This window comes from Ancylobacter sp. VNQ12, from assembly GCF_049445835.1.
Taxonomy (GTDB): domain Bacteria; phylum Pseudomonadota; class Alphaproteobacteria; order Rhizobiales; family Xanthobacteraceae; genus Ancylobacter.
The window spans coordinates 179,690-197,558 of record NZ_JBMSDU010000005.1 but is presented as its reverse complement, the minus strand read 5'-3'; the positions used below and the strand labels follow the sequence as shown (position 1 = coordinate 197,558).

The window sequence follows — 17,869 nt, the reverse complement described above, 5'->3', positions numbered from 1 at the left end:
TCCGCTGCAAGCGCATCAATCCGCTGCAAGCGTAGCCTCATCGCGACGGGACACCCTCGGCACCAAAGGGTCGAGGGATTCATGGTCGAGATCGAAGCTCGCGCGGACATCGCGGAAGCGTTGCGTCTTCGCAATCCAAGGGAACGCGTCGGGCCGCTCGACGTGCTCAAAGGCGTTTCGCCGACCGAGCATCGTGGCGCGCCCTCTGCTGCGCCCCCTTCGGCCTTGCAGGCCGCAAGGCCCGCCCGCGACACCTGGTACGAAATCGACCTTCAGGCGATACGGCACAATTACAGGCAGCTGCGCGCCCAGTTGCCGGCCGGGGTGAAGATATTCGCCTGCCTGAAGCGCAATGCGTATGGCTGCGGCGCCGGTCACGTGGCCGAGGCGCTGGCGGCGGAAGGTGCCTATGGTTTCGCCGTCGCCTCGCTGCCCGACGCGATCGCCATCCGCGAGAGGGGCGTCGTCCGGCCGATCCTGCTCTACCCCGGCCCCCTGCCCGGATCGGCACCGGTCATCGAGGCCCTGGATCTCACCATCACCGTCTCCAGCCTCGCGGAGTTGGAGCTCTGGCGCGCCGCCTTGCCGGGCCTGTGCATATTCGTGAAATGCGACCTCGGTTTCTTTCGCGCCGGCGCCACTCCCGGGGAAATCGGAGGGCTGCTCGCCAGCGCGCGGGCCTCGGCACGGGTAGAGGTGCAGGGCCTCTACGCGCATCTGAGCGAGTTGCCGGGCTCGCCTCCCTCTGACGCTCTCACGCAGTTCGCCCGGCTCAGGAGGATCGTCCGCGATGCCGAGGCAGCGGGCACGCTTCCGCCGATCGTCATGCTGTCGAGCACGGAAGGCGTGCTGCGCTATCCCGAGATGGATTTCGATGCCGTCGATCCGGGCGCCCTGTTCATCGGCATGCCGGAAACGGACAGCCCCGTCCGACAGGTCTCGCTCCGGCCGGCGCTCACGGCGATATCGACCAGCCTTGTGGCCATCAAGCATATCGATGCATCGCTCGAACCCGTTCCCGAGCTTCCCGGCTTCAGATCCGGAATGACCATCGGGGTGCTCGGCATGGGCTGGGGCGACGGCTACCCCCGCAGGGTGCCACCCAATGCCGAAGTTCTCGTGCGGAATCGCCGGGCTCCCATCCTCCCCCCCGCTCATCTCGAACATCTTCGGGTCGACCTGACGCATGTGCCAGAAGCGCGCTTCGGCGATCGGGCCCTGCTGCTCGGCCGACAGGGCGGCGAGGTGATCACCCTCGAAGATCTCGCCGCGCAGTGGGGAACCGACATTGTGGGACTTCACGCAGATCTGCGTGACCACATTCCGCGCGTCTACGTCTAATCCTTCCAGAAAACGAAAAGGCGGAATAAAATGCGTGTCTTCGGAATATTATTGCCAATACTTCTTGCCGTGACCGGACCTGCCTTCGCGGATGAGGCGAAGGTGAAGATCGCCACGGAAGGGGCGTTTCCTCCATGGAATGCCATCGACAGCGGGGGAAAGCTCATCGGATTCGATATTGATGTCGGGATGGCGCTCTGCGAACGCGCGAAGCTCAGCTGCGAGTTCGTCACCCAGGATTGGGACGGCCTCATCCCCGGCCTCAACGTCGGCAAGTACGCCGCCATCATGGCCGGCATGTCGATCACCGAGAGGCGCAGGCAGGTCATCGCCTTCTCCCAGCCCTACGCTGTCACGTCGAACTATTTCGTCATGAGCAAGTCGCTCGATCTGCCGGCGAGCGATGCCGATGCCAGGATTGATCTTGGAGATGACAGTGCGGCAAACCAGGCGACACTTGCCGAGCTGAGGGCGAAGCTGCAGGGCCGGACGATCGGCGTGCAGCGCTCCACCAATGCAGAAGCGTTCATGCGCCAATATTTCGGCAACGCCGTGGATGTCCGGAGCTACGACACGCAGGACAATCTGAACCTCGACCTCGTGGCGGGGAGGATAGATGGCGGCCTGGCGGATTACTCGGTCTGGAAGGTGTTTCTGGATTCCAAGGACGCGGGAAGCGCGACCTTGTTCGGACCCGGGATCTCCGGTGGCCTGTTCGGGCCGGGGGTAGGGATTGGCCTGCGCAAGAACAATCCCGAACTGGCGGAGAAATTCAACCAGGCCATCGAATCCGCGCGCGCCGACGGCACGCTGTCGAAGCTCAGCGTGAAATGGTTCGGAGCCGACCTGTCGTCAAAGTGACCGACGAACGGACGTCGGTTGGCCCGCGGCATCTGCGGGCCAACCGGACTCCGGGCGCGTTCCGCAGCCGGAGGGCCTGTCCGTTCACGCCGGATGCGCGTACCCCGTCCGACACAGCGCCATCAACGCATCCATCCCCTGCCGCTCCAATTCGAGGGACGGAAGGATGTCGTTCTCGCTCGCGAGATCGCGCCCGGCAGCGGCGGAGAGCAGGGCGATCCCGGCCTCGTGCAGCAGCGCCGGGTGGCCGCTCATCCGGCCAAGCAGCGCGGTCGGCACCAGGCCGAACGGGACGTCCTCGAAGATGTAGCGGCTGTCAAAGGCGGCGGGACCGAAGCCACCGCGCCCCTCCGCATGCATCTGCTGGTTCATCTCCGACACGCTTGCCATCGGCACGTGGAAGGAGAGCGAGAAGTGCTCGCGCACCGTGCGCACCTTCAGCCCGAAGCGATCGGCAATGGCGAGACGCTCAGCGTCCAGCGCCTCGATCACCCGCCCCACCGCCGGCGTCACATGCTCGCCCTGCCCCCAGGTCTCACCCTTCTCCATGCGCGTGAGGTTGAGCAGCGCGATGCCGAGATGGTTCTGGGGGTTGAGATTGGAGAGTGCGATGGCGAGCAGCCCGTCGCGGCGCACGAAGCGGTCGCCGAACAGCGCCGTGCACAGCGCGTGGCCCTCCTCGATCGCACCCGCCGGGAGGGTCGCGACGTCGATCTTCTGCCGCACCGTGTTCACCCGCACCGAGGTGGGACCCTGCACGCGCGCGGTGAGCAGCGTCGTGCCCCACACGCTGATCGGCACCGACACGCCGCGCAAAGCAAGCGCCCGCGACAGATAGAGCGCGCCGAAGGAACTGTGCGAACTGACGATCACCGGTTGGTCGGGTCGAATATGCGGCGCCACCGCGTCCATCGCCGCGCGATGGCCGTTGCCCGGCATGGTGAGGAGGATCACGTCGGCCGCTGCCACCGCTGCACCGAGGTCGCCAGCAACGCCAACCTTGCCCTCGAAAGTCAGCGCGCCGCCCGCATGGTGATCGCCGCCGACCGGCTGGGCCTGCCGGCGCTCGAACTCAGCCACGCTTTGCTGCGCGCGCTGTGGAGCGAGGAGAAGGATGTCACCCAGCCGGAGGTGCGCATCGAGGTCGCCAACGCCCTTGGCCTCGACGGCGAAAAGCTCGGCGAGATGGAGGAGGCGCCGGAGATCATGCAGGCCTGGCTCGACAGCCATGAAGAGGCGAGGCAGCGCGGCGTGTTCGGCACCCCGACCTGGATCTACAAGGACGTGCTCTATTGGGGCCAGGACCGGCTGTCCTTCCTTGACGAAGCACTCTCTGAGGACTGACCGCCATGTCCACACCCGACGTGATCGAAAGCGTTCTGAAGCTCGATCCCTCCTCGCCGATCCCCGCCCTGCGCGATGAACGCGCGACGCTGAAGCGGCTGACGCAGACCAGCTACACCGCCGCACTCCGCCCGCAGGAGCCGCGCAACTTCCCCTATGCGATGCGTGCCGCGCTCGCCGCCCGCATCGCGGCGGCGTGGAAAAGCGACGAGCTCGCCGCCCACTACCGCGCCCTCCTTCTCGCGGAGAGCCCGAGCGAGCTTGAGACGCAGATCGCCGACCCCGCCTTCCGGCCGGCCGAGCCCGGCCGGCTCGCGGCGGTGCTGCGCCATGTCGACCTGGTGACGCTCGCCCCGAAAAACGCCACCCGCGCCGACATCGAGGCACTGAAGGCCGTCGGCCTCGACGACACCGACATCGTCACCCTCGCCGGGCTGATCGCCTTCGTGAACTATCAGGTGCTGGTCGTCGCCGGCCTCGCCATGCTGCGGGATCACTGAACATGTCCGAGCCTGTCCATGCCTTCACCACCGAGCCGCTCGACTGGCATCCCTATGTCACCCCGGTCGAGCTTGCCGCCGCCAGCCCCCGGCAGCTCGACGCGCTGAAGATGACGCCGTCCAACAAGGGCGTCTCGCCCTATGTGCTGGTGCTTGCCCACGAGCCGGAAATGCTGGCCGAGCGCACGCCGCTGTTCAACGACATCATGTACAGCGAAGGCGGCCTGTCGCGCGCCGGCCGCGAACTCGGCGCGCTCGGCGCGTCGGTGGTCAATCGCTGCGTGTTCTGCGCGGCCGTGCATGCCGCGCGCTATATCCAGCTGGACAAGAAGCCCGAAGTGGTCGCGGAGATCTACGCCCGCGAGACCAGGGCCGACCTGCCGGACCATGAGCAGGCACTGTTCGACTTCGCCGTCGACCTCACCTCTAATCCCGGCGATGTCGGCGGCTACCATCTCTACCACCTGCGGGAGAAGGGCCTGTCCGACCTCGAAATACTCGACCTCATCCATTCGGTGGCGATCTTCGGCTGGGCCAATCGGCTGATGCACACGCTCGGTGAGCCGCATCCCAAGGGTTGAGGCAGGCGCGGCGATGGCCCTCCCGCCGATCGGCACCTCCCGTCCCTTCACGGTCGGCCACCGGGACGTGCTTGTCCTCGCGCTACCGATGATGGCGGCCTATCTCTCCACCCCGCTGGTCGGGCTGGTGGCGACCGGCGTCATCGGCCAGCTCGGCGAGGAGGCGCTTGTGGGTGGCGTCGCACTGGCTGCCGTCATCTTCGACGTCATCTTCGTCTCCTTCAACTTCCTGCGCGGCGCCACCGCCGGCTTCACCGCCCAGTCGCTGGGCGCCGGCGACCGCCTCGCCGAGCAGCGCACCCTGCTCAGCGGCCTCATCATCGCGCTCGCCGCCGGCGTGCTGATCCTCCTCCTGCATGTGCCGATCGGCCGGCTCGCCATTGCCGCCCTCGGCGCCCAAGGCGAGGTGGCCGAGGCTGCCGCGACCTATTTCGGCTGGCGCGTCTGGTCGGCGCCCTTCGCATTGATCAATTTCGTCATCTTCGGCTGGGTCATCGGCCTCGGCCGCTCGCTCGCGGCGATGCTCCTGCAGACGCTGCTCAACGGGCTCAATCTGGTGCTCAGCTTCTGGTGGGTGCTGGAGTTGCGCTGGGGCGTCGCCGGCCTCGGCCTCGCCAGCCTCGCCGCCGAGGGGGCCACCACGCTCGCGGGCCTCGGCCTCATCGCCCTGCGTACCGACCGCAGGCTGTGGCAGTTGCCGGACCTGCCGGCGCTCAGGCGGCTGTTCGCCGTCAATGCCGACATGATGATCCGCTCCTTCTCGCTGCTGATCGGCATCTCGTTCTTCACCCGGCAGAGCGGCACGCTGGGCATCGACGTCCTCGCCGCCAACACCATCCTGCTGCGCTTCTATTTCTTTGGCGTCGCCTTTCTCGATGGCGTCGCCACGGCGGCGGAGCAGCTGGCCGGCCGCGCGGTCGGCGCGCGCTGGCGGCCGGCCTTCGACACGGTGATCCGGCTGACGACGCTCTGGAGTTTCGTCTTCGCCGCGCTGGTGTCGATCGGTTTCTATCTGCTCGCGCCCTGGGTGATCGCGCTCACGGCTCCCACGGCGGAAGTCGCGCGGCTCGCCCATCTCTTCCTGCCCTACGCCGTGGCGCTGCCGTTGGTCGGCGTCGTCGCCTTCCAGATGGACGGCGTCTATATCGGCGCCACCTGGTCCCGCGAGATGCGCAACCTCATGCTGATCTCGCTCGCCGCCTATTTCCTCGCCTGCGCGATCCTGCAGCCGGTCTTCGGCAATCACGGCCTGTGGATCTCGCTGGCGTTCTTCCAGTGCGCGCGCAGCATCGCCTTTCGCTTCATGCTGCCGCGCCTCGCCCTGCGGACCCTGGGACCGTCCTGAGGCCCGGCTTTCCGGTCCCAAGCCGCCCCGCCGGAAGCGCGAATGGCGAGAGCGGGTTTTCGAGCTTTGCCGAATTGTGCTACGCAGCGGCGTGGAATGGCGAACGACAAAGCGATGGTTGGGCGGAAGACCTCTTGCGGTCGCGGGGTTCGCGCTGGTGGGGGGCCTCGCCTGCGGGCCGATTTCCGGCGCATCGCCGGCCTGGGCTGCGGCTGAGCACAAGCCGGCGGCGGCCAATTCGCCTGCGGCGACGACGGCCGGTTCGGCGCCCGAGCTTGTTCCGCCGCCCGCCGACGGGGTCCTGCCCGCCGCGCTTCTGGCGCCTGTCGCGCACGCTCCCCTGGCTCTTTTCGCGCCCTCCTACGCGGGATGGCTGACCGACCCGCCGCGGGGCGCGCTGCCTGTCGAAAAGTTCGCCGCCCGTCGGCAGGTCGTTGCCGAGATCGAGGTGTTCCAGCGGGTGATCGCGGTTCCGCCGCCGGCTCCCCCCTCCTCCGCGGTGACCGCTCTACCCGTCCCGCTGCCGCCGAAGCGGCTCGCCGAACAGCCCCGCATCGTCCTGGCCTCGCTGGCGCCGCTGCCGCCCAGGCGGCTCGTCGGCCCCTTCCCGGTGGTTCCGCAGGAGACGGCGGCGCCCGAGGAGATCGCGGCCCAGGAGGTCGTGCCGGACGACGCGACGGCGCCGCGCGACGACGCGGCCGAGCCGGATGCCAATGCCGCTGCCGAGGATGCCGCGCAGCCCATCGACGACGCGCCCGAGCCGGTCGCCACCCGGGCCACCGCCGACCGCGCGCCGCCGCATATCGAGGCGCTGCTCCAGCGCCACGCCGAGCGCTTCGATGTGCCGGTCTGGCTCGTGCGCCGCGTCGCCTGGCGCGAGAGCAAGTTCGACCCCGGCCAGCGCAACGGCCCCTATTGGGGACTGATGCAGATCCGCGTCGACACCGCGCGCGGCCTCGGCTTTCGCGGCGCGCCCAAGGACCTTCTCGACGCCAACACCAACCTGACCTACGCGGTGGCCTATCTCGCCAACGCGTACCGGGTGGCCGGACGCGACGAGAAGCGGGCGGTGACGCTCTATGCCAAGGGCTATTACTACGAGGCCAAGCGCAAGGGCATGCGCGATTCGCTGATCCGGACCGCGGTGGCCGAGGAATAGCCTGCCGGCAACCGCCCCCTCACCCGTGCGCGCGACCCGGCGAGCCCTGCGGCTCCAGCAGCGCGAAGTGGTCGACGTCGAACATGCCGAAATCGGTGATCTTCAGATGCGGGATCACCGGCAGCGGCAGGAAGGCGACCTGCAGGAACGGCTCGGCCAACACCACGCCGAGCGCCTTCGCCGCCGCCCGCAGCGGGATGAGCGCGTCGTGCACCTCCTCGAAGGTGCCGGTGGCCATCAGCCCGGCGACCGGCAGCGCCAGTTCGGCCGTCACCTTGCCACCCTCGGCAACCACGAAGCCGCCCTTCAGCTCGATCAGCCGGTTCACCGCCACCGCCATGTCCGCCTCGTCGGCGCCGACGACGCAGATATTGTGGCTGTCATGGCCGACCGAGGAAGCGATGGCGCCGCGCTTCATGCCGAAGCCATGCACGAAGCCGCGGCCGATATTGCGGTTCTTGCCATGGCGGGCGACGACGCAGACCTTCACCGCGTCCTTGTCGAGATCCACCTGCTTCTCACCGTCGACCACCGGCAGGTCGAGCGCCACGTCCTCGGTGATGATGCGGCCCGGCACTACGCCCATCACCCGCGTCGCGCTCGTCGTGGCGGGGATGCGGAAATCGGAGGCTGCGACCTTCTCCGCCTTCATCGACTGAAGCCCGACCGGCGCGACGGGGGTGCGCGTGGCGAACAGTTCCGGCGTCACCAGCCGGCCGGCGGCGATGACGTGGCGGACCGAGCACGCCTCCAGATCGTCCAGCAGCACGATGTCGGCGCGGCGGCCCGGCGCGATGAGGCCGCGATCGGTGAGCCCGAAGGCGTTGGCCGCCGACCAGCTGGCCACGCGATAGACATGGTGCAGCGGCGCGCCCTGGGCGATCGCGGTGCGGATCATGTAGTCGAGATGGCCTTCCTCGGCGATGTCGAGCGGGTTGCGGTCATCAGTGCAGAAGGCGAGGAAGGCGGAGGTGTCGGGCGTGATGAGCGGGATCAGCGCGTGCAGGTCCTTGGAGACCGAGCCTTCGCGGATCAGCACCGTCATGCCCTTCATCAGCTTCTCGCGCGCCTCCGGCAGCGTGGTCGCCTCATGCTCGGTGCGGATGCCGGCGGCGATGTAGCCGTTGAGGTCGCGTCCCCCGAGCAGCGGCGCGTGGCCGTCGATATGACCGCCGGAAAACGCCTCCAGCTTGGCGAGGCAGCCCTCGTCCCTGAACAGCACACCGGGGAAATTCATGAACTCGGCGAGGCCGATGCCCGAGGGATGGCCGGTGAGGGCGACGAGGTCGGCCGCCGAAAGCTCCGCGCCGGAGGTCTCGAAGGCGGTGGCCGGCACGCAGGAGGAGAGCTGCACCCGCAGATCCATGATGGTCTGTTCGGCACAGCGCTGGAAGTATTCGATGCCCTCCGCGCCCAGCACATTGGCGATCTCGTGCGGGTCGCAGATCGCCGTAGTGACGCCATGCGGCAGCACGCAGCGGTCGAATTCCAGCGGGGTGACGAGGGAGGATTCGACATGCAGATGGGTGTCGATGAAGCCCGGTACGGCATAGAGGCCGGCGCCGTCTATGACCTCGACGCCCTCATAGCTGTCATAGGTGCCGACGATGCGATCACCGAGAATCGCGATGTCGGTCTCGCTGATCGTGCCGGTGATGACGTCGAGCAGGCGGACGCCCTTGACGACGACATCCGCCGGCGCGACGCCCCGCCCGGCATCGATGAAGCGGCCGATCTCGGCGGCGGACAGCTTGGTCATCGGATCATTCCTTCCAGGCGCTGGCCGCGTCGAGGCGGGCGACCTCGGCCCCGGTCAGATGAAGGCTGGCGGAGGCGATGAGGTCGCTCAGTTGCTCAAGCTTCGAGGCGCTGGCGATCGGCGCGGTGACGCTGGGGCGCGCCATGATCCAGGCCAGCGCGACCTGGGTCGGCGTCGCCTTGCGCGCGGCCGCCACCTCGTCCAGCGCGGCGAGGATGCGCGTGCCCCTGTCGTTCAGGTACTTGCCTACGACCTCGCGCCCGCGCACGCTCTTCTGCGCATCCGCCTCGCTGCGGTACTTGCCGGTCAGAAAGCCGGCCGCGAGCGAGAAATAGGTCACGACGCCGAGCCCGTTGCGCTGGCAGATCGGCTCGATCTCGCTTTCATAGACCTCGCGCTCGCAGAGATTGTATTCCGGCTGGAACACCTCGTAACGCGGCAGCTTTTCCCGCGCGGAGACGGCCAAAGCGTCGAAAAGGCGCGAGGCGGAAAGGTTGGAAGCGCCGATGAGGCGCACCTTGCCGGCCTTGATCAGTTCCTCATAGGCGCCGAGCACGTCCTCGAACGGGGTTTCCGGGTCGTCCCAGTGCGAGAAATACAGGTCGATGTGGTCGGTCTGCAGCCGCTTCAGCGAGGCCTCGGCGGCGGTGCGGATGTAGTCCGGCTTCAGGCAGACGCGGCCGAGGCCCATGTCGGAGCCGACCTTGGTGGCGAGGACGATCCTGTCGCGGTTGCCGCGCGCCTTCATCCACTTGCCGATGATGGTCTCGGATTCGCCGCCCTCATGGCCGCCCGCCCAGCGCGAATAGACGTCGGCGGTATCGATGAAGTTGAACCCCGCCTCGAACAGGCCATCGAGCAGGCGGAAGGACATGGCTTCATCGGCGGTCCAGCCGAAGACATTGCCGCCGAAGCAGAGCGGCGGGACCAGTATGTCGGAGTTGCCAAGGCGGCGAAGTTCCATGCGTCGTTCCTCCGGCTTCATGCGCGGGGGCAAATCTATTGCAGATCGCGCCCCCGGCCAGCCACCCCTGCGTTGTATCTTGGTCGGGTTGACGGCCGGGTGGGTTCAGAAACCGTCCTCGTCGCGAGTGCCGACCTCGATCAGTTCCACCGCATGGCGGGCGCACACGTCGCGCAGCGAGGGAGACGGGATGAGATCGGTGACGAAGGTGTCGATCTCCTCCATCGCGCCGATGCGCACCGGCGCCGAGCGCTCCAGCTTCGAGCGGTCGGCGACGAGGATGACCTGGCGGGCATTGTCGATGATGGCGCGGGCAACCTGCACCTCGCGATAGTCGAAATCGAGCAGCGTGCCGTCCTCCTCGATCGCCGAGGCGCCGATGACGGCATAGTCGACGCGGAACTGGCGCACGAAATCGACCGCCGCCGAGCCGATCACCGCCCCGTCGGCGTGCCGCACCGGGCCGCCGGCCATGATCAGTTCGATCTTGGGGTGGCGGTAGAGCAGCGTCGCGACATTGAGATTGTTGGTGATGACCAGGAGATCCTCATGGTCGCCGAGCGCGCGGGCGACCTCCTCGGTGGTGGTGCCGATATTGATGAACAGCGAGGCGCGGTTCGGCACGATGCTGGCGGCGGCCTCCGCAATGGCGCGCTTGGCGCCCTGCGCCATGGCCCGGCGCGCCTCATAGGCGAGGTTCTCCACGCCCGAGGCGACCACGGCGCCGCCATGCACGCGCGACATGAGCCGGCGCACGCACAGATCGTTGAGATCCTTGCGGATGGTCTGCGGCGAGACCTCGAAGCGGCCCGCAAGGTCGTCGACGCTCACGCGCCCCTGCGCGCGCGCCAGCACGAGAATGTCCTGCTGGCGTGATGAAATGGCGTTCATTCCGCTTCGCTCGTTCCTGCCCCCCGCGCTGGCGCGACGTCCGAGAGAATGATTCTAGTGTCCATCCTGCACAATGGAGCGGCGGGTGCAAACGAGGCTAGCCGGGTGGCGCCGCCTTGTCCGCCATGAGGGCCGCCGCGCGGTGTTGCAGCGCCTGGATGTCCGCCTTGCCGCCAGCGGTGCGCGGCCAGTCGTCGATCACCAGGAAACGGCGCGGCAGCTTGGAGGCCGGCAGGAAGCGCCGGCAATGCGCCCGCAGCCGCCGCTCGTCGCCGGCCCCCGGCCCGCGCAGCAGGGCGACCAGCTCGACCCCGCGCAGTGCGTCCGGCAGGCCCAGCACCACGGCCTCGTCGACACCCGGGGCAGCGGCGAGCAGGGCCTCCACCTCTTCCGGGTAGACGTTCTGGCCGGCGGTCACCAGCATGCGCCGCTCGCGGCCGACAAGGGTGAGATAGCCCGTCGCGTCGAGCCGGCCATGATCGCCGATGGTGAGGAAAGCGCCGTCGCGGCGCGTCTCCTCACCGCCGCCGCACGCATAGGCCTCGAACAGCATCGAGCTCGCGACCCAGATCGTGCCGGTCTCGCCCGGCGGCAGATCGCGCCCCGCGCCGTCGCGGATACGCAGCTCGACGCCCGGCGCGGCGCGCCCGACCGAGCCGGGGGGCACCTCCTCGCCGGGGCCGACCAGCGTGATGAAGCTGGTCTCGGAAGCGCCGTAGAATTCGGCGATGCCGGCATTCGGGAAGATGGCGGCGACGGCGGCGCGGGTCTCCGGCTGCCATTTGGCGCCGCTGATCATGATGCGCCGCACGCCGGGGCAGACGATCGCCTCGGCATGCGCGACCTTGGTGAGCATCTGCAATTGCGTCGGCGTCGCGTAGAGCGCGGTGACGCCATGGAGCGCGATGAGTTCCAGCGCGCGCAGCGGCAGGAAGTGCCGCATCATGACCGCGCTCGCGCCGATATGCAGCGCATGGACGACGCCGTAGAGATGCAGCGAGGCGGCAAGCCCGCCCGGCGCCAGCACGACGTCGTCCGCCGACAGGCCGAACGCCTGCTCGCTCACCGCGAAGCTGTCGATCCATGAGGCGTGCGAGCGCCGGTAGCCCTTGGGCATGCCGGTCGTGCCGGAGGTGAAGCCGACATAGAAGGCCGCGTCGGGCGAGACCGGCATGGCGGGAGCGGGCGGCAGCTGCGGCATCAGGCCGGCCGCCAGCGTCAGCGCCGGCGCGAGCGCGGCGTCGATGGCCGCGCGGTAGGCGGGCGGCCATGAGGGCTCATAGACCTGCGCTACCCGCCCGCTGGTGGCGCAGGCGAAGAAGGCGGCGACCAGTTCCGGTGAATTGCCCATGTCGAGCGCGACGCCCGCGCCCGGCGGCACCACCGCGCCAAGGACGCCGCGCCAATGCGCGACCTGATCGGCGAAGGCGGAACGGCTCAGCACCTCGTCGCCGCACACCAGCGCGGCGTGCGAGGGCTCCTCCCGCGCCAGCAGGTCAAGCCGGTCGCCGATACTGCGTGCCACGACGTCAGCGCGCGCGCGACAGCAGGGCCTCGGGCATGCCGCGCGCCACCGTCTGGGCGACGAGCGCGGTGAGCACCGCCTTGATCGCGTCGCCGGGAAGGAAGACGAGGCTGGCCTTGGCGGCATCGACCAACGAAAGCTGGGTCTTCAGCGCCATGCCCACAATACCGAAGGCATAGAGCACCACGATGCCGCCGACCACCGAGGCCACCAGCGCCGCCGGGAACACCGGCGCCTTGCGCAGCAGCTGCATGATCCAGCCGGCGACGAAGGCCGCCGCCACCCAGCCGAAGATGAAGCCGACGGACGGACTGAAGAACACGCCGAGCCCGCCGCGCCCGCCCGCCAGCAGCGGGGCGCCCAGCGCCACCACGAACAGCAGCAGCACGATGGCGAGCGCGCCGCGCCAGGCGCCCAGCATCACCCCGGCCAGCATGGCGCCCATGCTCTGCGCGGTGATCGGCACGCCGCCGGCGATCGGCAGGTCCAGCCGCGGCAGCAGGCCGAGCACGGCGAAGATCGCGGCGTAGAGCGCGATCTGCACGAGACTGCGATCCTTCATGGGCGGTTTCCTCTCGGCGCGCCGCCGCGCGCGGCCAGCGCCTCGGCGGCATTGTGGGACAATCTCAAGGTGTGGATACAGAACGGCGCCAGCAGACGCCAGCCGCCGCGCCTGCCGGTGCGGGCGCGATAGGATTCGTTCAGCGATTCCCACAGCGCGAACAGAAGCGGCACGAAGCGGATCATCATCGCCACGGCGAGCGCCACGGTGCGCGGCGCCAGCCCGACGAGACGCAGCGGGCTGAGCACCGGCTCGATCGCGTCCATCATCGCGTCCATGCGCGTGGTCATGGTCACGGCATTGGCGAGCAGGACCGTGGCGAGAAGCCGCGCCATGACGACGACGCCGAGCACGATGTCGCCATTCCACGCGTGGAACGTGAGGAGGATGGCAAAGAGCGGCCACATCGGGCGCAGCAGGGCGATCTGGGCCATCGCCGCGCGGCCGAGCGAAGCGTAGAGCGCAAGCGTGGCGGCGAGCAGGCCCGCCATCAGCGGGAGCGAATCGAACGGCGCGACGGCGATGCTGATGAAGGCCAGCGCGAGCAGCTTCCAGCCGGCGGGGATCGCGTGCAGCCAGGTGCGCTCGGCCAGATAGAGCGAGATCACGCCATCCCCTCCGCAAAGGCGCGGTAGGCGCCGACCACCTCGTCCGGTGCGCCGTCGCCGCGCACGCGGCCCTCATGCAGCCAGACGACGCGGTCGTAGCCGGCGAAGGCATCGAGCTCATGGGCGATCATCACCACCTGCTGCGGCAGGGTGGCGATCAGCGCCTCCAGCCGGCGGCGGGTCGGCAGATCGAGATTGGAGAAGGGCTCGTCGAAGACGATCACCTCGGGCTGCATCACCAGCACGGCGATGATGCACAGATACTGCTTCTCGCCCTCGGAGAGCGCGTGCACCGGCCGCTCCGCCCAATGCGCGCGGCCGAAGCGGGCGAGCGCGGGCACGGCCTCCTCGCGCGCCTGCCGGCGCGGCCGGCCGGCCTGCTCCAGGCTGAAGGCGACTTCCTCGGCGACGGTGGGGAAGATGATCTGGTGGTCGGGATTCTGGAAGATAAAGCCGACCTTGCCCGGCAGTTCGCCCGCCTGCTCGCGCGCGTCGAGCCCATGCACGACGACGCGGCCCGCATCGGCGCTCAGCAGCCCGTTGAGAAGGCGCACCAGCGAACTCTTGCCCGAGCCGTTGGTGCCGATGAGGCCGACGCGGCGCTCGGACAGGTCGAGCGAGACGGCATCGAGCACCACCCGCCCGCCGCGCCGCAGGGTGACGTTCTCAAGCAGGATGGACGGCAGGGTCGGCACAGGAAGGTTCCGTAGCGCGAGAGGACAGAGGCGACGCGGACGGGCGCATCGCCGCCCTGCTTATTGAAGCCCGCACACGCTCTTGTCGATAACAGGATGCTGGCGCCTGTGCCGATCAGCGGCTTCGCAGCGCGGCCAGCGTGAATGTGCGGAAGCGGGTAAAGGCGGCGACATCGCCGGCGCGCGCCCGGATGACGGCGCCCTCATAGGCGTCGATCACAAAGGCCGCGGCTTCCGCCGGATCGAGACCGGCATCGAGTTCGCCGGCCTGCTGCGCCTCGGCGATGAGCGCAGCCAGATCCTGCTCCCACAGCGCGAACACCGCCTTGAGCTGAGCGCGCAGATCCTCGCCGAGCGCCGGTGCGGCCTGCGCCAGCACGCCATAGAGGCAGCCGGCCACCCCTTGTTCGGAGATGCTCTCCTGTTCGAGGTGCGCAAGATGCCGCTCCAGCCGCGTCATCGGGCTCAGCGCGGCATCAGCGAACTGCGTCTGGCGGAGCTGGCGATAGTGCTCCGCATAAGCGGCGAGAACCGCGCCGGCGAACTCCTCCTTGCTGGCGAAGAAATGGTAGAAGGAGCCCTTGGGTACCGCGACCGACGCCAGCAGGGGGCCGAGGCCGGTGCCGTCATAGCCATGCGCCAGCATGGCCCGACGGCCGGCCGCAACGATCTTCTCTCGGGTGGGCGATTTGCTTTCCATAACTAGACGACCGGTCTACTCTGGTATATGCATATTTTCAAGGGAAACATGAAGGGACCTTCCATGTCCATGGCGCCTAGCCGTGCCGGCGGCCTTGCCATCGTGCTCGTGGCCACGCTGTTGTGGAGCAGCGTCGGGCTGTTCGTGCGGATGGCCGCGCTCGACGCCTGGTCCGTCGTACTGTGGCGCGGCGTCTTCGCCATCCTCGCGCTGGCCCCCTTCTGGCTCATCGCGACACGCAACAAGACCGCCGCGCTTCGCAGGACGCTGTCGAAGGCTGGCCTCGTCGCCGTGGTGCTGGCGGTGATCGGCAATGTCGGCACGATCGGGTCGCTGAGCCTCACATCGGTGGCGACGGTGATGACGGTCTACGCCACGCTGCCCTTCATCACCGCCGCCATCGCCTTTTTCGCGCTGGGCGAGCCGATGGACTGGCGCTTCGGCGCCGCCGCGGCACTGGCGGCGGCCGGCATCGCCATCACCGCCGGAGCGGCGATCTCCGTGCATGATCTCGGCGGCATCGCGGTCGCGCTGATCATGACGGCGAGCTGGGCCGGGCTGCTCGTGCAGACCAAGAAGCACCCCTCCCTCGACCTGACGCTGATCAGCTTGCTCTCGGCGCTGGCCGGCGCGCTCATCGCCCTGCCCATGGTGCCCTTCAGCCTGCCGGCGCCTCAGGGACTTCTCGCCTGCGTCCTGCTGGGGGTGCTGACGTCCGGCCTCGCCAATGTGCTCACCCTGGTCGGCGGCCGCTCGATCCGCTCCGGCGAGGCCGGCTTCCTGCTGCTGCTCGACGTCGTGCTGGGCCCGCTCTGGGTGTGGCTGGCTTTCGGTGAGGAAGTCGGCCTGCCCGTGCTGCTGGGCGGCGCGCTGGTCGTGGCGGCGGTCGCCGGCTATCTGATCAGCGGCACCTCGCGCCGGATCGCCGACTGCCCGACGGGCTGAGCGCGCCGGGCACCGACAAAATCACAGCATTTCGAGCGCGCGCTTGCGGCTCGGCGGCGGGAAGGCGCTGTCGAGCGCGGCGAGGTCCTCGGCGTCGAGCTTGACGTCGCGAGCACCGGCATTCTCGCGCATGTGCTCAGGATTCGACGCCTTGGGGATGACGATATTGCCGGGGAAGCGCAGCGCCCAGGCGAGCGCGACCTGGAACGGCGTGGCGCCATGCTTGGCGGCGATCTCGCTCAGCGCGCCACGCGTCCTGATGCGGCCCTGTTCGATCGGGCTGTAGGCCATGAGCGGGATCTCGTGCTCCTGCAGCCACGGTACGAGGTCCCATTCCGGCCCGCGGCGGGTGAGGTTGTAGAGCACCTGATTGACCGCGCAGCCCTCGCCGCCGGGGGTCTCGTACAATTCGTTCATGTCGTCGGTGTCGAAGTTCGACACGCCCCAATGGGCGATCTTGCCCTGGCTCTTGAGGTGCTCGAAGCCAATGATGGTTTCCGCCAGCGGCACGCCGCCGCGCCAGTGCAGCAGATACAGGTCGAGCCGGTCGGTCTTCAGCCGCTTGAGGCTGCGCTCGCAGGCGGCGATGACGCCGGCGCGGCTGGCATTGTGCGGATAGACCTTGGAGACGAGGAACACCTTGTCGCGCAGCCCCGTCAGGGCCTCGCCCAGGAAGCTCTCGCAGGCGCCCTCGCCATACATCTCGGCAGTGTCGACCAGTTTGAGGCCGAGCTCGACGCCGAGGCGGACCGATTCGGTCTCTTCCTTCCGCGCATTGGCGCGCTCGCCCATCATCCAGGTGCCGATGCCGAGCGCGGGAACCCGCGTCCCGCCGGGAAGAACCACGCTGCTCATCTTGTCACCTCGCTGTGGGAACTGATGCGGATTGCCACCGCCGCGCCATACACGCAAGCATGCTATCAAGAGAGCGACGCGAAATCCGTCCGTCCTGCGGAACCCCATGCCCCCATCGACCGCCCCGAGCCCCGCCGTTTCCGACGCGCACATCGCGCCAGAGCCGAGTGCGCCCGAGCCCAATCTCGCCATCGGCCTGTCGGCGGTCATCGTCGCGGTAACGGGCGACGCGCCCAAGGTGCTGGCGATCAGCCATGCCGACGGACGCGACGCCCTGCCCTCCGGCCCGCTGGAGCGCGGCCACCGCACACTGGAAGTGGGCCTGCGCTCCTGGGTCGAGCGGCAGACGCTGCAGGAGCTTGGCTATGTCGAGCAACTCTACACCTTCGGCGACCGCGACCGCGGCGAGGACGGCGCGCGCGCACTCTCCCTCGCCTATCTCGCCCTGGTGCGCGAGGCGCGCCCGGCCGGCGACACGCAGGCCGCCTGGCAGAGTTGGTACCGCTATTTCCCCTGGGAGGACTGGCGCGACGGGCGACCCGGCGTGCTCGACGCGCTGGAGCCGGGCCTGCGCGCCTGGGCGGCGGCGGCGGCCAACCCGCGCATGGCGGAGATGCGGGCCGAGCGGGTGACGCTGTGCTTCGGCGGCGCCACCAGCTGGAACGAGGCCAGCTGGAACGACGAGCGCGTGCTGGAGCGCTACGAACTGCTCTATGAGGCCGGGCTGGTCGCCGAGGCGCTGCGCGAGCGCGGCTCCGACCGGACGGCCCCTGCCCTCTCGGGTGCCGAGATGCGCGAGGACAATCGCCGCATGCTGGCGCTCGCCATCGCGCGGCTGCGCGGCAAGATCAAATACCGCCCGGTGGTATTCGAGCTGATGCCGCCGAGCTTCACGCTTCTCCAATTGCAGCGCACGGTGGAGGCGCTCTCCGGCGTGCGGCTGCACAAACAGAATTTCCGCCGGCTGGTGGAGCAACAGCGCCTCGTCGAGGAAACCGGCGAGACCACCAGCGAGACCGGCGGGCGCCCGGCCCGCCTGGTGCGCTTTCGCCGCGAGGTGCTGCTGGAGCGCCCCGCCCCCGGCGTGCGGCTGCCCGGCGGGCATGGCCGGAGGGGATAGCCCCTTTCGTACCGCGCCGGCGATATTACCGAGGACATGGCGGCAGCGGGGAATTGAAACGCCGCCCTTAGTTGTATCCTATTGCCGCAGTGGGGCTGGGGGCAGCGTCGTTCA

At 68.8% G+C, this 17,869-nt stretch carries 19 protein-coding genes; 9 read left to right on the top strand and 10 right to left on the bottom strand.

The genetic code is table 11. From position 1 onward, the window contains the following. The first annotated feature begins 81 nt into the window (after positions 1–81). Together alr and ACO2RV_RS10100 are read left to right on the top strand one after the other, a co-directional pair. The gene (gene alr / locus ACO2RV_RS10105) at positions 82–1,341 is read left to right on the top strand and encodes an alanine racemase (RefSeq protein WP_423292443.1); all 1,260 of its coding nucleotides are present in this window, start codon (positions 82–84) and stop codon (positions 1,339–1,341) included. 30 nt (positions 1,342–1,371) lie between these two features. Beyond that, on the top strand, positions 1,372–2,202 hold the full coding sequence (locus ACO2RV_RS10100) for a transporter substrate-binding domain-containing protein (RefSeq protein ID WP_423292441.1): 831 nt from the start codon (positions 1,372–1,374) through the stop codon (positions 2,200–2,202). Positions 2,203–2,286: 84 nt separating this feature from the next. Here the strand turns inward: ACO2RV_RS10100 and ACO2RV_RS10095 are convergent, their stop codons facing one another. Then, positions 2,287–3,282, bottom strand: a complete 996-nt coding sequence (locus ACO2RV_RS10095; RefSeq protein ID WP_423292439.1) for an NAD/NADP octopine/nopaline dehydrogenase family protein — start codon at positions 3,280–3,282, stop codon at positions 2,287–2,289. Between ACO2RV_RS10095 and ACO2RV_RS10090 the strand changes: the two genes are divergently transcribed. The 5 genes from ACO2RV_RS10090 (at position 3,232) to ACO2RV_RS10070 (ending at position 7,131) form a co-directional block, all read left to right on the top strand. Beyond that, complete coding sequence (locus ACO2RV_RS10090) at positions 3,232–3,546, top strand: DsbA family protein (protein WP_423292437.1); 315 nt, start codon at positions 3,232–3,234, stop codon at positions 3,544–3,546. The two genes, ACO2RV_RS10095 and ACO2RV_RS10090, sit on opposite strands and share 51 nt — an antisense overlap. Before the next feature lie 5 nt (positions 3,547–3,551). Continuing rightward, positions 3,552–4,046: a CMD domain-containing protein gene (locus ACO2RV_RS10085; RefSeq protein ID WP_423292435.1), complete on the top strand. Its 495-nt coding sequence runs from the start codon at positions 3,552–3,554 to the stop codon at positions 4,044–4,046. A 2-nt stretch (positions 4,047–4,048) separates the two neighbouring features. Beyond that, positions 4,049–4,627 (top strand): peroxidase-related enzyme, encoded by a 579-nt coding sequence (locus tag ACO2RV_RS10080; RefSeq protein WP_423292433.1) that lies wholly within the window; start codon positions 4,049–4,051, stop codon positions 4,625–4,627. A 13-nt stretch (positions 4,628–4,640) separates the two neighbouring features. Continuing rightward, positions 4,641–5,972, top strand: a complete 1,332-nt coding sequence (locus ACO2RV_RS10075; RefSeq protein ID WP_423292431.1) for an MATE family efflux transporter — start codon at positions 4,641–4,643, stop codon at positions 5,970–5,972. A gap of 118 nt (positions 5,973–6,090) precedes the next feature. Beyond that, positions 6,091–7,131: a transglycosylase SLT domain-containing protein gene (locus ACO2RV_RS10070; RefSeq protein WP_423292429.1), complete on the top strand. Its 1,041-nt coding sequence runs from the start codon at positions 6,091–6,093 to the stop codon at positions 7,129–7,131. 19 nt (positions 7,132–7,150) lie between these two features. Here the strand turns inward: ACO2RV_RS10070 and ade are convergent, their stop codons facing one another. From ade to ACO2RV_RS10030, 8 genes are all read right to left on the bottom strand, one after another. Then, entirely contained in the window at positions 7,151–8,890 is a 1,740-nt protein-coding gene (gene ade / locus ACO2RV_RS10065) for an adenine deaminase (protein ID WP_423292427.1), read from the bottom strand. A gap of 4 nt (positions 8,891–8,894) precedes the next feature. After that, the gene (locus ACO2RV_RS10060; protein ID WP_423292425.1) at positions 8,895–9,854 is read right to left on the bottom strand and encodes an aldo/keto reductase; all 960 of its coding nucleotides are present in this window, start codon (positions 9,852–9,854) and stop codon (positions 8,895–8,897) included. A 105-nt stretch (positions 9,855–9,959) separates the two neighbouring features. Continuing rightward, a complete protein-coding gene (locus tag ACO2RV_RS10055; RefSeq protein WP_423292423.1) occupies positions 9,960–10,745 on the bottom strand; it encodes a DeoR/GlpR family DNA-binding transcription regulator in 786 nt (261 codons plus the stop codon). Positions 10,746–10,842: 97 nt separating this feature from the next. Then, positions 10,843–12,270: a class I adenylate-forming enzyme family protein gene (locus ACO2RV_RS10050; RefSeq protein WP_423292421.1), complete on the bottom strand. Its 1,428-nt coding sequence runs from the start codon at positions 12,268–12,270 to the stop codon at positions 10,843–10,845. A gap of 4 nt (positions 12,271–12,274) precedes the next feature. Then, a complete protein-coding gene (locus ACO2RV_RS10045) occupies positions 12,275–12,832 on the bottom strand; it encodes a biotin transporter BioY (protein ID WP_423292419.1) in 558 nt (185 codons plus the stop codon). Then, a complete protein-coding gene (locus ACO2RV_RS10040) occupies positions 12,829–13,440 on the bottom strand; it encodes an energy-coupling factor transporter transmembrane component T family protein (protein ID WP_423292417.1) in 612 nt (203 codons plus the stop codon). Before ACO2RV_RS10040 ends, ACO2RV_RS10045 begins: the two co-directional genes overlap by 4 nt. After that, positions 13,437–14,135 (bottom strand): energy-coupling factor ABC transporter ATP-binding protein, encoded by a 699-nt coding sequence (locus ACO2RV_RS10035; protein ID WP_423292415.1) that lies wholly within the window; start codon positions 14,133–14,135, stop codon positions 13,437–13,439. The genes ACO2RV_RS10040 and ACO2RV_RS10035 overlap by 4 nt, the downstream gene beginning before the upstream one ends. A gap of 115 nt (positions 14,136–14,250) precedes the next feature. Beyond that, positions 14,251–14,835, bottom strand: a complete 585-nt coding sequence (locus ACO2RV_RS10030; protein WP_423292413.1) for a TetR family transcriptional regulator C-terminal domain-containing protein — start codon at positions 14,833–14,835, stop codon at positions 14,251–14,253. A 63-nt stretch (positions 14,836–14,898) separates the two neighbouring features. On the opposite strand from ACO2RV_RS10030, the gene ACO2RV_RS10025 reads away from it, so the two are divergent. Beyond that, entirely contained in the window at positions 14,899–15,780 is an 882-nt protein-coding gene (locus ACO2RV_RS10025) for a DMT family transporter (protein WP_423292411.1), read from the top strand. Positions 15,781–15,801: 21 nt separating this feature from the next. On the opposite strand, the gene ACO2RV_RS10020 is transcribed toward ACO2RV_RS10025, so the two are convergent. Further along, entirely contained in the window at positions 15,802–16,635 is an 834-nt protein-coding gene (locus tag ACO2RV_RS10020) for an aldo/keto reductase (RefSeq protein WP_423292409.1), read from the bottom strand. 106 nt (positions 16,636–16,741) lie between these two features. Between ACO2RV_RS10020 and ACO2RV_RS10015 the strand changes: the two genes are divergently transcribed. Beyond that, complete coding sequence (locus tag ACO2RV_RS10015; protein ID WP_423292407.1) at positions 16,742–17,755, top strand: NUDIX hydrolase; 1,014 nt, start codon at positions 16,742–16,744, stop codon at positions 17,753–17,755. Positions 17,756–17,869 lie beyond the last annotated feature (114 nt).

What these genes read in the sequence shown, in the direction of transcription:
- alr (WP_423292443.1), top strand. Translation starts at nt 82, where the DNA reads ATGGTCGAGATCGAAGCTCGCGCGGACATCGCGGAAGCGTTGCGTCTT.
- ACO2RV_RS10100 (WP_423292441.1), top strand. Translation starts at nt 1,372, where the DNA reads ATGCGTGTCTTCGGAATATTATTGCCAATACTTCTTGCCGTGACCGGA.
- ACO2RV_RS10090 (WP_423292437.1), top strand. Translation starts at nt 3,232, where the DNA reads ATGGTGATCGCCGCCGACCGGCTGGGCCTGCCGGCGCTCGAACTCAGC.
- ACO2RV_RS10085 (WP_423292435.1), top strand. Translation starts at nt 3,552, where the DNA reads ATGTCCACACCCGACGTGATCGAAAGCGTTCTGAAGCTCGATCCCTCC.
- ACO2RV_RS10080 (WP_423292433.1), top strand. Translation starts at nt 4,049, where the DNA reads ATGTCCGAGCCTGTCCATGCCTTCACCACCGAGCCGCTCGACTGGCAT.
- ACO2RV_RS10075 (WP_423292431.1), top strand. Translation starts at nt 4,641, where the DNA reads ATGGCCCTCCCGCCGATCGGCACCTCCCGTCCCTTCACGGTCGGCCAC.
- ade (WP_423292427.1), bottom strand. Translation starts at nt 8,890, where the DNA reads ATGACCAAGCTGTCCGCCGCCGAGATCGGCCGCTTCATCGATGCCGGG.
- ACO2RV_RS10060 (WP_423292425.1), bottom strand. Translation starts at nt 9,854, where the DNA reads ATGGAACTTCGCCGCCTTGGCAACTCCGACATACTGGTCCCGCCGCTC.
- ACO2RV_RS10055 (WP_423292423.1), bottom strand. Translation starts at nt 10,745, where the DNA reads ATGAACGCCATTTCATCACGCCAGCAGGACATTCTCGTGCTGGCGCGC.
- ACO2RV_RS10045 (WP_423292419.1), bottom strand. Translation starts at nt 12,832, where the DNA reads ATGAAGGATCGCAGTCTCGTGCAGATCGCGCTCTACGCCGCGATCTTC.
- ACO2RV_RS10030 (WP_423292413.1), bottom strand. Translation starts at nt 14,835, where the DNA reads ATGGAAAGCAAATCGCCCACCCGAGAGAAGATCGTTGCGGCCGGCCGT.
- ACO2RV_RS10025 (WP_423292411.1), top strand. Translation starts at nt 14,899, where the DNA reads ATGTCCATGGCGCCTAGCCGTGCCGGCGGCCTTGCCATCGTGCTCGTG.
- ACO2RV_RS10020 (WP_423292409.1), bottom strand. Translation starts at nt 16,635, where the DNA reads ATGAGCAGCGTGGTTCTTCCCGGCGGGACGCGGGTTCCCGCGCTCGGC.
- ACO2RV_RS10015 (WP_423292407.1), top strand. Translation starts at nt 16,742, where the DNA reads ATGCCCCCATCGACCGCCCCGAGCCCCGCCGTTTCCGACGCGCACATC.